The organism is Paenibacillus qinlingensis (genome assembly GCF_013204845.1).
Classification (GTDB): Bacteria; Bacillota; Bacilli; order Paenibacillales; family NBRC-103111; genus Paenibacillus_E; species Paenibacillus_E qinlingensis.
In genome coordinates this window covers 373,747-387,612 of record NZ_JABMKY010000003.1, presented here as the reverse complement: position 1 = coordinate 387,612, position 13,866 = coordinate 373,747, and the positions used below count along the sequence as shown (strand labels likewise).

Here is a 13,866-nt window from a genome sequence, read left to right as displayed (position 1 = left end):
GTTCCTCCTAAGTGCTTTACTCCTGCAAAGCGACCTTCTCCTAAAAAACTCTTTCTCCTAGTATACGTCAAATTGGATCCAATCCAAACAAAAAAATCCATGGTTGAACCAGGGATTTTAGCGAAACATTCTCCATTTTTGTGTGAGATAGCGCCAAATGTCTTCTAACATGACGAAACTTTCTTTGCGATCCAGCTTATTTCCAACATAAAAACCTACAAGAACGATAAATGCAAAGATCAACATATCCCAAAAACCAAAAAATAAATAAATAAAACCGAAGAATATACCCGCTGTCACTCCGATTACTTTGCCCCTATGGAATTCCCATAGTTCATTCCACATATGTGGATTCACCTCTATTCGACTCGGCTTTTAAACGTTGGGGCAGATTGCACGATGTTCGCTACGAATACGGTTACGGAAGCTACAGGAATACCGGTAATATCTTCTATGTAACTTTTCACTGTACCTTGCATGTCTTCAGTCAGTTCCGGAATCGAACTTTCCCCATCTACAATGGTTCTTATCGTTATTTCTAACCCGGATTGATTCACTCTAACTCGTGCACGCAGATCTTTGGCACCTTTCGTGCGTCCCGCTGCTTTCAGCGAAAGATTCTCAACCGTCTCGATGGAGATTCGAATATCCCCAAAATCAGTGCGTTGATCAATCGATGGCGCCTGGGAACGACCGCGACGAAGCGTTACGATCAGGAATCGCACGGAAATCAGCAGCAAAATCAAACTAATAACAATGCCCGGATAAGCGTAACTTTTCTCGTAATAGAAATGACTAAGCGTTTCACTAGCTTGATCGAGTGGGATCCAACTAGATGCTGTGAACAATACAAAGATCGATGCGACGAAAATAATCAGGCTATAGAAAAGTAGCAAGAGCCTGTCCACAATTTTACCCACTACGCTTGTCCCCTTCCTAAGTTAGAGGAAACCCCCTGCAACCTGTAGGGGGTTTCAATTGATCCATATGGCTCAGCTTTACCGCTTATTTTACACGATGGGCAGCCGCTGGTTCTTCGTCAATCGGTTTATCCGCCTGCTTAAAGTGAACATCATGAATGTGGACGTTAACCTCAACAACATTTAAACCCGTCATTGATTCAATGGCCAGCTTCACATTGTTCTGAATATCATTTGCAACTTCTGGAATACGATTTCCATACTCGATAATGATGGAGACGTCAATGGCAGCTTCACGTTGTCCGACCTCTACCTTTACGCCTTTGGACAAATTCTTGCGTCCAAGTAATTCAGCAATGCCGCCAGCTAATCCGCCACTCATCCCCGCTACACCTTGCACTTCCACCGTTGCCAATCCGGCAATGATTTCGATAACCTCGGGGGCAATCTGGATGCTGCCCATGTCTGTCTTGACGTAATCCGGAGCGATTGTGCTCATTGTGGCACCTCCTAAAAAGTTTGTGTAGCCAACTTGCCTCATAAGTTTAAAATATAAATGGGATAAGCCATCTTAATTTATTAGTATAACATTTTGGTAAAAATATGACAAATGATTGTCTACGATTCTGGATCGTTCACGTCATGCTCTTCTAAGAACTTAATATCGTGATCGCCACTGATAAATTTCTTATGTTCAAGCAGCTTCAAATGAAAAGGAATCGTCGTGTTTACGCCATCCACCGCGAACTCATTGAGAGCTCTTTTCATACGGTTAATCGCTTCTTCACGTGTACTACCCCAGACGATAAGCTTCGCGATCATGGAATCATAGTGTGGGGGGATCGTATACCCAGGATACACAGCACTATCCACGCGAACACCGAATCCACCTGGCGGCAAATAAAATTTCACTTGCCCTGGAGACGGCATGAAGTTCCGATTCGGATCTTCTGCATTGACACGGCACTCGATAGCCCATCCATTGATGCGCACATCCTCTTGCCTGAATGACAACGGATTCCCTTCAGCAACGCGAATCATTTCTTGAATAATATCGATACCTGTAATCATTTCGGTAACAGGGTGTTCAACTTGGATACGTGTATTCATTTCCATAAAGTAAAAATTACCATCTGGACCTAACAAGAATTCCAATGTTCCCGCTCCGGAATAATTCACGGCTTTCGCTGCACGCACGGCCGCCTGCCCCATAGCTTTACGCGTTTCCTCCGTAAGAATCGGACAAGGTGCTTCTTCAACAAGCTTTTGTCTACGACGCTGTACAGAGCAATCACGTTCGCCTAAATGAACAACATTGCCGTGTTTATCAGCAAGGATTTGGATCTCAACATGCTTCATGCCAGTTAAATACTTCTCTAAGTAAATCCCTGCATTACCGAAGGCATTCTGCGCTTCTTGTTGAGCTGCCGTAATTTGTTGAACAAGTGTTTCCTCGTTCTCTGCAATACGGATTCCTTTACCGCCACCGCCTGCTGTCGCTTTAATAATAATCGGATACCCGATATCACGTGCAATTACCACAGCATCATCAATATCTTCAACCAATCCATCAGAACCTGGGATAATTGGAACTCTCGCTTCCTTCATCGTTTGCTTAGCAACCGCTTTGTCCCCCATTCGGGAGATTGCATCTGGCGAAGGACCAATGAAAGTAATATTACAGCTCTCGCAGATTTCTGCGAAGTCTGCATTTTCAGCAAGAAACCCATATCCAGGATGAATCGCATCACATTCCGTTAACGTTGCAACACTCATCAAGTTAGTGAAGTTCAAATAACTGTCTTTGGACGCTGTTGGCCCGATGCAGTAAGCCTCATCTGCCAAACGAACGTGTAGTGCTTCTCGATCTGCTTCCGAGTACACAGCAACCGTATAAATGCCAAGTTCACGGCATGCTCGGATAATACGAACTGCTATTTCTCCGCGGTTCGCAATAAGTATTTTATGAAATTTCATGATTTGCCCTCCTAAGAGCTCTTCCTGCGAAAAGCTTGCGCTGTCAGCATAAGCTTGCAAACGCAACTATTCCGGTCTAACCAAAAATAAAGGTTGTCCGTACTCGACTAGCTGCCCGTTCTCGACGAGAATTTCAACGATCTCGCCTTTCACTTCAGCTTCTATTTCATTCATTAATTTCATAGCTTCCACGATACATACGACACTCTTATCCGTTACTTTAGAGCCAACGCTTACGAATGGCGCTGATCCTGGCGAAGCAGATTGATAGAAAGTCCCTACCATCGGAGATACGATCTTATGTAAAGATGAATCCTCTTGCTTGGCTTGTCCGTTAGCAGTTACTGGCACTTCAAGTGCAGCTGCTGGCGCTGTATTTGTGTAGTTTGGTTGACCAATCGGTGCGTATGTGTGTTGAACTGGAGCGGATACATATACAGGCTCCACTTTATTCGGTTTACGAATAGAAAGGCGTGCACCTTCATTTTCAATTTCAAGTTCTTGTAAAGAGGATTGATCGACGAGTTTAATTAACTCTTTGATTTCACTCAATTTAAACATTCAAGTCACTCCTTTAGACGTTGGTGAACCCTTTAAAAATGCGTTTTCATAGCCGCAACGTATGTATTATACCCATAAACGCACAAAATGGAAAGAGTCCAGTTTATCCGGACCCTTTCCACTACCCATTTGTGAAGCAAAAACTTCACTAGAATCCTTACGGACGAACGTATTGGATCTTGATATTTTCTGGCATAGCTCCCAGTTCTTTCACAACCATGTCAACGATGGAAACACCTTGGCTTTTCTCCAACTTATCAGCTTGAACGGTTACTTTCCATTTGTTCCCATCTTGATTAATGACAGCTTGCGGGAAATCTTGAATCAGAAGATCTTGGAGATTTTCAATTTTATCTTGCAGATCTGACAAAGCAGACAAATCGTTTGTTGCTTTTGCAACTGCTTCAGGCGTTTTCTTCGCATCCAAAATGATCGTCATCAGATCTGTCGAAACTTTGCTGAAGTAATTGTTTTGTTTCACTTGTTCATTCGTAAAGTAGTCGTTTGCAGATGTTGTTTTAGCTTGTTCTTCTACTTGCTTCAACACTTGATCATCTGTTTTGGACGTTGTTGGTTTGGTTGTATCTTTTGTCGAAGTTTTAGAGCTATCTTGTGTCGTCGTCGCTTTAGTGTCTGTTTTTGTTGAAGTTTGCGGTGTTGTAGCTTTCGTGTCGGTTTGTGTACCTGTGCCAGATGTTGCTTTTACATCTGTTTTGGCACCTGTAACTGGATCTATTTGTGTCATATCAATCTTCACTTCTTGTGATTTCGAGATGGCATCCGACGATGCGAGATCGAGCTTATTGACGTCCTCTGTAAACAGATAATACGCGGAGAGCACCACCATCAAGCTAAGCATCGAAACGAGCCAAATTGTTTGTCTTTTTGCATTCATTGTTTATTCCTCCTTAGAATAGTTAGATAATTTATTGGATTAATTTCCTGTTTTGCGCGGCAAAATCGAAATTTTACTCGCTTGTACATCCATTCCTCGTTCAACGGCTTCCATAATCATCTTCTTGACCGTGAGATTTTCTGCACCTTTCGCAACAACAATGACACCTCTAATTTTGGGTTTAATGTATTTGAGCACAAGCGGCTTCTGGTCACCTGATACTTGATAAATAACGACTTCACCACTTCGCGTTACCTGGGATATGTTGCGTGTTGCTCCACCATTGTCGCGTTCTGTCGTCATGTTCTGATTATCGTTATAATTTTTGTCAACGGTCATTTCTTCCGTAGATTCAATAGTAACGAGCACTTCCACTTCGCCAACACCGACAATTTGTTGCAGGATGCCCTTCAGTTGGTCACCATAAGCTTGTTCATAGTCATGAAAGCTTGCGTTTTCCTTAGACGTACTTCCTGCAAAGGTTTCCTTAGTTTCCGCCGGCGGAGACGCTCTGCCTGTGTTGATGGGATCCAGATCTTTGACAGTTATAAATGCGTTGATTATCATTAGCGCGGCTCCTAGAAGCCCAACCATGATGACCCAAAGCAACGTATTTTTACGTTTAGGCCCACCTGGTCCGCCGCCGAATTTGTGCTCCATCCATTGCAGCAATGTTCCCATCGATTCACCTCGCCATCCATCCTTTGCTTTGTACGGTTTCGATTTCGATTTTGGCAGGATCTACCAACCAATTCCTTGAAATATCTTGCTTGAGTCGATCCTTTTCTTGCTCGCTAGGCAGCGCTTTAAGGGTTGACTGCAAGTCGCCTTGAGCATGCGTCTGACGATCTTGCGCTATCGCGGTTGCCCCTATTTTGATAGGATCTACAGGCTTGACAGGCTCCATCGCAGCAATGCTGTTATTCTTGGTTGTCGCTTGTTTCTTCGCTTCTATATCATCAAGGGTCACCTTCACATTGGTAATGCTGGGTTTCCCATTATTGTCTACTTGTACATAAACTTGTACCTCCTGAACTGGCCATTCCGTTTGTTTTTGCAAGTCTTCTTTAATCAATCCGGCTAATTGCGTTTGTACAACTTGTTGTGTTTTCTTCTGTTCTGCTTCTTGTATTTTATTGGCATCCTTCGTGATGGCTGCCAATGATTTCATTTGTGTTTGATTGCCGCCAAACCCACCTGCAAGCATCGATTTCTCACTCTGCTCCTTCTCCGCTCGACTGAGCAGTTGATCCAAATCCCAGTCCTTCTGGAACAACTGAAGCACAGGGGTAAGCAGCGTTAGTAGAATAAACAGACTCAAAACCGTCTTCACATATCGCTGCATTGTATTGCTTGGGAGCAAAAGATCAACAAACGTCGCGAGCATAATGACCATAATGACGGTTTTCAGCCATCCTGCTAACCAATCCATCGTCTAGCTCCTTTCACCTCATCATGACGGAGACATTGCTAATTGTGATCATGATGGTCAGGGCAAGAAAAAACATTAAGCTTACTGCCGCTAGCGCTGCAAAAACATATATCAAGCTCTTGCCTATCGTTTGCAGACAAGCAATAATCGGACTATCACCTAAGGGCTGCATCAGCGCAGCAGATAAGTTGTAGATAAAAGCTAGCGTTAAGATTTTGATCGCTGGAAACGCGCATAAGAGAACCAGAATGACAACGCCAACGAGTCCTATTGCATTTTTGACAAGAAGAGAAGCCCCTATCACTGTTTCCGTAGCATCCGAGAAGAGCCGCCCTACAACAGGCACGAAATTCCCAGTTATGTACTTTGCAGTTCGAATCGCAACACCATCTCTAACAGCACCCGCTGTCCCTTGAATCGAGATAACACCAAGAAAAACCGTTACGAACACGCCTAGCATACTTAAACTGACGGTGCGCAGCAGATTGGCTAACTGGGTAACCTTAAACTTGTCGCTGAGTGAGCTAACGATGTGCAACACAGCCGAGAAGAACAAGAGCGGGAATACAAACACATAGATTGCCGTCCCCACCGAGTGGATCATGAACACGATCAGAGGATGAAGAATGGCTACGGAAGTCACGTTTCCCATAGATGCTAATAACGTTAGTAACAAGGGCATGATGGCGAACATGAACTGGATCATGGACGAAATGGCTGTCTTGGCGTACCCGATCGCAACGCTGAAGCTATTAATAGCAATGATGATCAGTACCATATACGTGATCGTGTAACCCAGCTTACTTACCGTATTTCGTTCGAAAGAGCTTTGCAGCGTTTCCAGGATCATACTAAAGACAGTCAATACAACGATGGATGCCAGTAACTTGCCATTAATGATAATCTCATGAAAAACATAGCTCAGAAGCCCTTTAAAGATGCTCTTCATACTAATGCCTTTGGTCCCAAGGAGAAGTTCCATGAAGGTTGGAGGCTTGCTCTCCGGGAAATACCCTCCATATTCCTTCATCAGCTTATCCCAATATTGCTCGACCGGCTCTGTGTTCAAGCGGTTCGCTTGTTCTTGGATGATGATATCTGTAGGTGATTCAGCAGTTAAGGAGCCTGACAGGCCGAGCCAAAGGCCCATCGTTAGAATAAATAATAAGATCCACCGGTTGTTCAGCTTCTGGTGCGAATAAAGTAGATGCATGCGTGTCACTCCTTAGGTGAATCTTCTAAGCAGGGAGCAATTTAACGACAGTTTCGATAATGACCGTGATGATTGGAATCGCCATAACCATGATGAGTACCTTGCCTGATAGCTCGATTTTGGAAGCTATGGAATCTTGCCCGGCATCCCTAACGATCTGTGCGCCAAACTCAGCAATATAAGCAACGCCTATAATTTTCAGAATCGTTTTGAGGAAAACGAGATTCACATTCGACTTCACCGCTAAGTCCTCAAGGACTTCGATAACCGCAGATATTTTGCCAATTAAAAACAAGAAAATAACTATGCCTGTAAATGCAGCTAATAGAAAGGCGAACATCGGCTTCTGTTCCTTGATAATAAGCGTTAAGATCGTGACGATGAGTCCTAGACCTACGATTTGGATGATTTCCATCAGACCACCTCATTGGAATAGGAAGATAGTTTTTATTTCTTTAAACAAGTTATCCAGCATACTGACGACCATAAAAAGCACGACCACGAAGCCTATGACCGTGACCCAGTGTGCCATATCCTCTTTTCCCATCTGCTTCAGCACCGAATGGATCATCGCGATGATGATTCCAATGCCGGCAATTTGGAAAATGGCGTTCACATCTACATTCATTCCTGGCACCTCACTCCGCCTTCAAGGAACTTGTCATGCACGGATACATGATCCCCACTAATACATTAAAATCACGACTAACGCACCGATTAGGACACCGAGGCTTTTCCACATTTTCTCGTAGCGTTGCTGCTCATCTCTGGCATCCGTCTCTTCCGATTGAAGTTGGCTAATCGCAAGACGTAAATGTTTGATTTGGTCACTACGATCTGAGAGTCCCAGCACCGGTCCTAGTCCAAGAATGACTTCTTGCTCTGCTTGCCGCATAGAGGTTCTCGCCCAGACTTCTTTAACTGTCTTTTGCCATAGATCCTTAGTCGACTCACCATTGCTGCCAAGCAAGCGCTCCGACATTAAGCGAAATAAAGTTGAAAGCGGATCAGCAACTTGCTTGCTTAATGAAGCAAATGCTTCTGGAAGCGGCGTAAGGGCATAGGCAATTTCCGTCTCCATTCGGCCAAGTGCACCGATAAGTATACGAATTTGCTTGGGACGTCTTACATAGTGAGCAGCTTGTAGAAACCCGTACATCGACGCTGCACCGAAAATCAGTACCCCTCCAACGAATTTCAGCATGTCCATCGTCCTTTGCGTTCGTCATCCATCTCCCATTGCCTTACCTTGATGATCCAAGATCCGAAAGGAAGCAGAAGCACCTTTTCTTCGCTGCAGGATCACATATTTCATAAAAACACCTGCCTCCATTAACTCCCTAAGGACTGGTCGTCTACGGACATCTTCGTAACTTGATCCATGTGCCGTCGCTAGAACACGAATTCCCGTATGCACGGCTTCATGTATCGCCTCTGCATCCTGGGCTCGACCAATCTCATCTACGATGAGCACCTCAGGTGATAAGGAACGAATCATCATCATCATCCCTTCCGCCTTCGGACAACCATCTAACACATCCGTACGAGGTCCTAAATCGAATCTCGGCACGCCTTTGACACAAGCAGCCAATTCGGAACGTTCATCTACGACGCCTACTTTTTTGCCTGTTAAAGAGCTATTCCTAGCCCCCCACTCGCCTCGGCTAATCAGTCTAGCCAAATCACGAATTAAGGTAGTCTTTCCTTGCTGCGGCGGTGAGATGATCAGGGTATGATGAATGTTTCCTATGCTCTGATCAACCAGATTCGGTAAAATCTCCTGACCCACACCTTGAATTTCGCGCGCGATCCGAATGTTAAAGGAGCTCACATCGCGTATTTGTTTCACTTGACCTTGGTCGAGAATCGTTCGCCCAGCAAGTCCCACTCGATGACCGCCTGAAACGGTGATATAGCCTCGCCGCAGTTCTTCCTCAAACGTGTACAACGAATGATTCGTTAGGATCTCAAGCAATGTTAGACAATCTTGTCTGGACGGTTTGTAAGCCAAGGCTTCTTGAGTGATCATTTGCCCACGTTCGCTAATGAAGGCATATCGGTCAGCCCAACTAATTTCAAGGGGACGTGACTCTCTCACCCTGATTTCTTCCACGCTAGCTTGTACGTTCGGAGGTAGTTCGCTCAGCATAAATCGGATGTTCTGCGGCAACAAATGTGAAATACTCGCTAGCATTGGGAGACAGCCCTCCAAGTTGTCCAGTCTTCTATATTCATTTCTATGCTTACTAGAAAGAAATATGACCGATTACTTTTTAATAATCCCAATAAACAGACAACTGACTCCTGCTATGATCCACAACATCTTCCCATAGGATAGCTTGTCAGCTACGCCTACTAATCCAATCGTTGTCGTAGTTAATAGTACTAGAGGACCTACTAGTGCTAGAGCTGAATTCACCAACAGCGCCTTCTCAATCGTTGCCAGTCTGAGCATGAGAATAGCCGCAATAATTTCAATACTCCCTGACATCAATCGTAAAGAAGCCATTGTGAGTACAATCTTGTTCATCAATTCCTAAACCTCCTAAAAGTTTGGATAGCCCCTGCATGCGAAGCAGCGTAGTGCAGCGTCAAAACTCGCTTCGAACGCATACGCTTTTCCCTACTTTATGCGAGCTCGTCTCATTTTAGGCATGCTGGGCACCTCCATTTGTGCTCATGCATATGCTGTACACATAATTGATCCTTCGAAGGACAGTGAGGAGAAATACCGATGGAAGTGACCTCTCAATTAAAATGGAACCCCGTTCTAGCCGACCCTACAGGAAGAAGGCAACCTAAACCAAGAACGTTGGGGAAAACAATGGTGATGGATAAGGGGCTTGGCATGCTTGCCTTTCAGGATTTGCTCCAAACCTCTAGTAGCCACGTGGATATGATCAAACTTGGATTCGGCACTTCACCCCTTTATCCACAATCCATTCTGCGAAGCAAAATAAGCCTAGCCAAAGAGAATAACATTCTCATTTACCCGGGAGGTACTTTTCTGGAAGTGGCTGTAACCCAGCATGCGATAGATTCATTTTTTGACATGATACGTGCATTCGGCTTTAATGGCGTTGAAATTTCAGACGGTACCATACAGATGGATCGCAGACAACGAAATCAGCTAATTGCCAGAGGTTTAGATGAAGGGTTAGAAGTCGTTACGGAGTATGGAAAAAAAGGATGGGGTTCTTCCATAGAGTTAGCAGAATTAATTGATACGGTCTTAATCGATTCGGAATTAGGTGCTTCCCTTGTCACGATTGAAGCACGGGAGTCTGGCAGGGGGGTTGGCATTTTCGACGGGGAAGGGAAATGCAAAGATGAGGAACTGCATAGCGTGCTTGCTTCCATTTCAGGTGACAAGCTCTTATGGGAAGCGCCGCTAAAAAGCCAACAAGTGCACTTAATTAACTCCCTCGGTCCCGATATTCACTTGGGCAATATTTCCCCAGATGAAGTCATTGCATTAGAAGCTTTGAGGAGAGGACTCCGTTCAGATACGTTGTCTTTGGGTATGAAATAAATGGCTGCGCAGTCCTTCTTGGGACTAGTGCATTTATCCAAAAATATAGCCAATTTATTAGGCGAAACCTATAAATGCTATATTTGCAGAAAGGATTAACACATGCATATCGAGGTGATCGCAACTATCTGCGAAGCAAGAAGTGACGAGTTTCTCCATAAAACCGTCATTGTCGTTGATGTTTTACGTGCAACCAGCACAATCATCACCGCTTTGATGAATGGCAGCAAGGGGGTAGTCCCTGTTGATACAGTTATGAAAGCGAAGGAATTGGCGAGAGATGGCGATTTACTTGGTGGAGAGCGCTATTGCAAAAAAATTCCTGGCTTTGATTTTGGCAATTCACCAATTGAGTACACTCGCGAAGCCGTTCAAGGTAAACGCATCCTCCTGACGACTACCAATGGCACAAGAGGAATTCAAAAAGCGATAAAAGCCGATCGTGTGCTTGCAGGAGCCCTCATTAACGGCAGAGCCTCTGCCGCGGCAGCTATCGAGCTTAAACGGGACACGGTGATCGTCTGCGCGGGTACGCAAGACGTATTCTCTTTGGAGGACGGCCTATGTGCCGGCCTCATCTTGAATGAAATCGCGAATTTACTTGGCGAGCAGCACATGATAACAAATGACTTCGGTCTAGCGATGCGAGGTAGCTATCTCGCAGCTAAGAATCACTTATTTGAGACTATACTCGCTTGCAGCAACGGTAAGAAAATGAAAAAGTCCGGCTTCCTCGCGGATGTCGAACTTTGTACGAAAACGAATATAACGGATTGTGTTCCTGTTCTGGAGCACGATCAAATGGTTCCTTTTGGGCGTTAGTCCCCCATCACCATGCGTTCTAAATACAAGCCCCTCTCATAAACTTAAATGACGACGATGAGGACGAGGGGTTATGTACATGAATGGGGATATGCTCTTAGTTATTCTAATTATAATTGGACTCATAGGCCGTTCACCGATCATCACAACCGCGGCTTGTCTTTTACTAGCCATTAAGTTAATCGGTCTAGATCGCTATTTCCCTACCATGGAACGTAGAGGTCTCGAGCTTGGCTTACTATTCCTAACAATCGGTGTTTTGATCCCATTTGCTAGTGACCGCATTTCGATGAAAGATATCCTCTCCGTCTTCACGACATGGCCTGGCATCATTGCCCTCGTGGGCGGAGCGATTGCCACCTATATGAATGGAAAAGGATTGGAGCTACTAAAAGTAGACCCACAATTAATTGTGGGTCTTGTCCTTGGTTCCATATTTGGCATCTTATTTATGCGCGGTATTCCGGTAGGTCCACTTATGGCTGCCGGAATAACGGCATTTCTATTGAAACTTGCTTATTTCATTGCGGACAAGTTTCACTAAGATGTCTCCAATTATCTGCGATCTTCTGGACCACCAACGAAGGCTTGCTCCGCTGTGTCTAGACCGTACGCGGTATGAAGCGCACGGATCACATCTGTTAAGTTCGTATTGTCAATGACACAAGACATTTTAATCTCTGATGTACTTACCAATGAGATCGTAATGCCAAGATCAGAAATGACTTTGAACATCGTAGCTGCAACTCCTGGTGAGCTAACCATACCAGCACCAACGATGGAAACTTTAACAAGATCAACTTCGGACGTTACTTCACGGAAACCAACTTCAGCACGAATTTGTTCAATCACATCTAACGCTTTCTCACGATCCGCCAATGTCGTTGTGAAAGAGAAATCCGCAGATCCGTTAATCACACCGCTTTGAACGATAATGTCCACGTCAATTTGCACTTCAGCAAGCGCTAGGAAAACTTTCGCAAGCTGACCTGGTTTCTCAGGAACACCCAGAATACTAATTCTTGCTACATTTTTGTCATATGCGATGCCGCGGACGACGATTCCTTGCTCCATCACTGCTTCCTCCTTCACATTGGTGCCTTCATTGTAATTAAAGCTTGAACGTACCACGAGGGTCACGTTGTAATTTTTCGCATATTCGACTGCTCGAGGATGAAGGACTGCAGCTCCAAGATTGGCAAGCTCCAACATTTCATCATAGGAAATTTCAGCAAGTTTTCTAGCTACTTTTACAATCCGAGGATCCGTTGAGTAGATGCCATCAACATCGGTGTAAATTTCGCATAGATCCGCTTTAATCGCTGCAGCAAGTGCAACTGCCGTTGTATCCGATCCGCCGCGACCCAGCGTTGTAATCTCGCCCGCTTCCGTCATCCCTTGGAAACCAGCTACGATAACAACATTCCCTTGCTCAATCGCGTTCAGGACACGATGAGGTTGAATATCAGAAATTCTCGCTTTTCCGTGTACGGGCTCCGTATAAATGCCACTTTGCCACCCGGTGTACGAAACCGCTTGTTCACCAAGATTATGTATGGCCATCGATAAAAGCGCTACGGAAACTTGCTCGCCCGTCGTCAACAACATATCCATTTCACGAGCCGGTGGGGCTCCATCGTAAATTTGCTTGGACAAGTCGATTAAATCATCCGTTGTATCACCCATCGCAGAAACGACAACAACACAGCTGTGACCAGCTTGTTTACGCTCCACGATTCTTTTTGCAACTCGTTTCATTCGCTCCGCATCACCGACAGAGCTACCGCCAAATTTCATCACTATAAGAGACAAAGCTGACCCACTCCTAACGCATACTAGTGCATAACAATTCAATATTATAGCATACATTTGGCGGGCTGTGGTAAGAAATGAAAAAAAGCCTTTCGGACTCTTGCGAGTCAGAAAGGCTTATCTTTTTAGTTGCTTGCGCGTGAAAGGTATTTGCCATCATCTGTATCAACGGAAAGAACATCACCTTCGTTGATGAAAAGCGGCACCATCACATTAAGACCTGTTTCCACTTTCGCATTTTTCAATGCACCTTGTGCTGTGTTTCCTTTAACGCTTGCATCTGTTTCAACAACTTTCAAGTCAACGCTCTTCGGAAGGTTAATCCCTAGAATTTCACCTTGATAGCTCATGATCTTGATGTTCATGTTTTCTTTCAGGAAGTTCAATTCCCACTTCAATTGTTCATGGGCAAGAGAGATCTGATCGTAAGTCTCTGTATCCATGAACGTGTACTCGTCACCAGCTGCGTACAAGTATTGCATTTCACGGTTTTCGATGTGAGCACGTCCAACGTTCTCACCCGCACGGAACGTACGTTCAACGGTATTGCCGTTTCGTAAGTTTTTCAGCTTGGAGCGCACGAATGCAGCACCTTTACCTGGTTTAACGTGTTGGAAATCTAGAACTGTAAAAATATCATGCTCAACTTCAATGGTAAGACCTGTTTTAAAATCGTTTACTGATATCACTTGTAAATCCCTC

At 44.6% G+C, this 13,866-nt stretch carries 19 protein-coding genes; 3 read left to right on the top strand and 16 right to left on the bottom strand.

The window, feature by feature from the left end; translation table 11 throughout:
* Positions 1–117: 117 nt before the first annotated feature.
* From HQN88_RS08415 to HQN88_RS08350, 14 genes are all read right to left on the bottom strand, one after another.
* Complete coding sequence (locus tag HQN88_RS08415; RefSeq protein WP_171630180.1) at positions 118–345, bottom strand: DUF2273 domain-containing protein; 228 nt, start codon at positions 343–345, stop codon at positions 118–120.
* A 14-nt stretch (positions 346–359) separates the two neighbouring features.
* A complete protein-coding gene (gene amaP / locus HQN88_RS08410; RefSeq protein WP_173110016.1) occupies positions 360–920 on the bottom strand; it encodes an alkaline shock response membrane anchor protein AmaP in 561 nt (186 codons plus the stop codon).
* Positions 921–1,005: 85 nt separating this feature from the next.
* A complete protein-coding gene (locus HQN88_RS08405) occupies positions 1,006–1,419 on the bottom strand; it encodes an Asp23/Gls24 family envelope stress response protein (protein ID WP_173110014.1) in 414 nt (137 codons plus the stop codon).
* A 119-nt stretch (positions 1,420–1,538) separates the two neighbouring features.
* Positions 1,539–2,897: an acetyl-CoA carboxylase biotin carboxylase subunit gene (gene accC / locus HQN88_RS08400; RefSeq protein ID WP_173110012.1), complete on the bottom strand. Its 1,359-nt coding sequence runs from the start codon at positions 2,895–2,897 to the stop codon at positions 1,539–1,541.
* A gap of 66 nt (positions 2,898–2,963) precedes the next feature.
* Positions 2,964–3,458: an acetyl-CoA carboxylase biotin carboxyl carrier protein gene (accB, locus tag HQN88_RS08395; protein WP_173110010.1), complete on the bottom strand. Its 495-nt coding sequence runs from the start codon at positions 3,456–3,458 to the stop codon at positions 2,964–2,966.
* A 157-nt stretch (positions 3,459–3,615) separates the two neighbouring features.
* Positions 3,616–4,353, bottom strand: a complete 738-nt coding sequence (locus HQN88_RS08390; RefSeq protein ID WP_173110008.1) for a SpoIIIAH-like family protein — start codon at positions 4,351–4,353, stop codon at positions 3,616–3,618.
* 39 nt (positions 4,354–4,392) lie between these two features.
* Complete coding sequence (gene spoIIIAG, locus HQN88_RS08385) at positions 4,393–5,034, bottom strand: stage III sporulation protein AG (protein WP_173110006.1); 642 nt, start codon at positions 5,032–5,034, stop codon at positions 4,393–4,395.
* A gap of 4 nt (positions 5,035–5,038) precedes the next feature.
* Positions 5,039–5,785: a stage III sporulation protein AF gene (gene spoIIIAF / locus HQN88_RS08380; protein ID WP_173110004.1), complete on the bottom strand. Its 747-nt coding sequence runs from the start codon at positions 5,783–5,785 to the stop codon at positions 5,039–5,041.
* Positions 5,786–5,798: 13 nt separating this feature from the next.
* Entirely contained in the window at positions 5,799–6,998 is a 1,200-nt protein-coding gene (gene spoIIIAE, locus HQN88_RS08375) for a stage III sporulation protein AE (protein WP_171630172.1), read from the bottom strand.
* A gap of 25 nt (positions 6,999–7,023) precedes the next feature.
* Complete coding sequence (gene spoIIIAD, locus HQN88_RS08370; protein WP_173110002.1) at positions 7,024–7,413, bottom strand: stage III sporulation protein AD; 390 nt, start codon at positions 7,411–7,413, stop codon at positions 7,024–7,026.
* Positions 7,414–7,422: 9 nt separating this feature from the next.
* Positions 7,423–7,626: a stage III sporulation protein AC gene (gene spoIIIAC / locus HQN88_RS08365; RefSeq protein ID WP_056614718.1), complete on the bottom strand. Its 204-nt coding sequence runs from the start codon at positions 7,624–7,626 to the stop codon at positions 7,423–7,425.
* Between the two features lie 57 nt (positions 7,627–7,683).
* Positions 7,684–8,202, bottom strand: a complete 519-nt coding sequence (gene spoIIIAB, locus HQN88_RS08360) for a stage III sporulation protein SpoIIIAB (protein ID WP_173110000.1) — start codon at positions 8,200–8,202, stop codon at positions 7,684–7,686.
* Between the two features lie 21 nt (positions 8,203–8,223).
* The gene (gene spoIIIAA / locus HQN88_RS08355) at positions 8,224–9,192 is read right to left on the bottom strand and encodes a stage III sporulation protein AA (RefSeq protein ID WP_173109998.1); all 969 of its coding nucleotides are present in this window, start codon (positions 9,190–9,192) and stop codon (positions 8,224–8,226) included.
* 72 nt (positions 9,193–9,264) lie between these two features.
* Positions 9,265–9,531 (bottom strand): YqhV family protein, encoded by a 267-nt coding sequence (locus HQN88_RS08350; protein ID WP_173109996.1) that lies wholly within the window; start codon positions 9,529–9,531, stop codon positions 9,265–9,267.
* Between the two features lie 201 nt (positions 9,532–9,732).
* Here HQN88_RS08350 and comA point away from each other — a divergent pair, with 201 nt between their 5' ends.
* The 3 genes from comA to HQN88_RS08335 all read left to right on the top strand — a co-directional run bounded on the left by comA (position 9,733) and on the right by HQN88_RS08335 (position 11,896).
* Positions 9,733–10,530, top strand: coding sequence for a phosphosulfolactate synthase (gene comA, locus HQN88_RS08345; protein WP_173109994.1), 798 nt, complete (start codon positions 9,733–9,735; stop codon positions 10,528–10,530).
* Positions 10,531–10,632: 102 nt separating this feature from the next.
* The gene (locus tag HQN88_RS08340) at positions 10,633–11,352 is read left to right on the top strand and encodes a 2-phosphosulfolactate phosphatase (RefSeq protein WP_173109992.1); all 720 of its coding nucleotides are present in this window, start codon (positions 10,633–10,635) and stop codon (positions 11,350–11,352) included.
* A gap of 79 nt (positions 11,353–11,431) precedes the next feature.
* The gene (locus tag HQN88_RS08335; protein ID WP_173109990.1) at positions 11,432–11,896 is read left to right on the top strand and encodes a DUF441 domain-containing protein; all 465 of its coding nucleotides are present in this window, start codon (positions 11,432–11,434) and stop codon (positions 11,894–11,896) included.
* A gap of 11 nt (positions 11,897–11,907) precedes the next feature.
* On the opposite strand, the gene HQN88_RS08330 is transcribed toward HQN88_RS08335, so the two are convergent.
* Complete coding sequence (locus HQN88_RS08330; RefSeq protein ID WP_057312237.1) at positions 11,908–13,164, bottom strand: aspartate kinase; 1,257 nt, start codon at positions 13,162–13,164, stop codon at positions 11,908–11,910.
* Between the two features lie 125 nt (positions 13,165–13,289).
* Positions 13,290–13,853, bottom strand: coding sequence for an elongation factor P (efp, locus tag HQN88_RS08325; protein WP_171630165.1), 564 nt, complete (start codon positions 13,851–13,853; stop codon positions 13,290–13,292).
* Positions 13,854–13,866 lie beyond the last annotated feature (13 nt).

Bases quoted from the DNA above. Each gene is read 5' to 3' on its own strand.
- spoIIIAC (WP_056614718.1), bottom strand. From the start codon at position 7,626: ATGAATGTAGATGTGAACGCCATTTTCCAAATTGCCGGCATTGGAATC.
- HQN88_RS08335 (WP_173109990.1), top strand. From the start codon at position 11,432: ATGAATGGGGATATGCTCTTAGTTATTCTAATTATAATTGGACTCATA.
- comA (WP_173109994.1), top strand. From the start codon at position 9,733: ATGGAAGTGACCTCTCAATTAAAATGGAACCCCGTTCTAGCCGACCCT.
- spoIIIAE (WP_171630172.1), bottom strand. From the start codon at position 6,998: ATGCATCTACTTTATTCGCACCAGAAGCTGAACAACCGGTGGATCTTA.
- accC (WP_173110012.1), bottom strand. From the start codon at position 2,897: ATGAAATTTCATAAAATACTTATTGCGAACCGCGGAGAAATAGCAGTT.
- HQN88_RS08390 (WP_173110008.1), bottom strand. From the start codon at position 4,353: ATGAATGCAAAAAGACAAACAATTTGGCTCGTTTCGATGCTTAGCTTG.
- spoIIIAB (WP_173110000.1), bottom strand. From the start codon at position 8,202: ATGCTGAAATTCGTTGGAGGGGTACTGATTTTCGGTGCAGCGTCGATG.
- HQN88_RS08405 (WP_173110014.1), bottom strand. From the start codon at position 1,419: ATGAGCACAATCGCTCCGGATTACGTCAAGACAGACATGGGCAGCATC.
- accB (WP_173110010.1), bottom strand. From the start codon at position 3,458: ATGTTTAAATTGAGTGAAATCAAAGAGTTAATTAAACTCGTCGATCAA.
- spoIIIAF (WP_173110004.1), bottom strand. From the start codon at position 5,785: ATGGATTGGTTAGCAGGATGGCTGAAAACCGTCATTATGGTCATTATG.
- HQN88_RS08340 (WP_173109992.1), top strand. From the start codon at position 10,633: ATGCATATCGAGGTGATCGCAACTATCTGCGAAGCAAGAAGTGACGAG.
- HQN88_RS08415 (WP_171630180.1), bottom strand. From the start codon at position 345: ATGTGGAATGAACTATGGGAATTCCATAGGGGCAAAGTAATCGGAGTG.
- spoIIIAA (WP_173109998.1), bottom strand. From the start codon at position 9,192: ATGCTAGCGAGTATTTCACATTTGTTGCCGCAGAACATCCGATTTATG.
- spoIIIAD (WP_173110002.1), bottom strand. From the start codon at position 7,413: ATGGAAATCATCCAAATCGTAGGTCTAGGACTCATCGTCACGATCTTA.
- spoIIIAG (WP_173110006.1), bottom strand. From the start codon at position 5,034: ATGGGAACATTGCTGCAATGGATGGAGCACAAATTCGGCGGCGGACCA.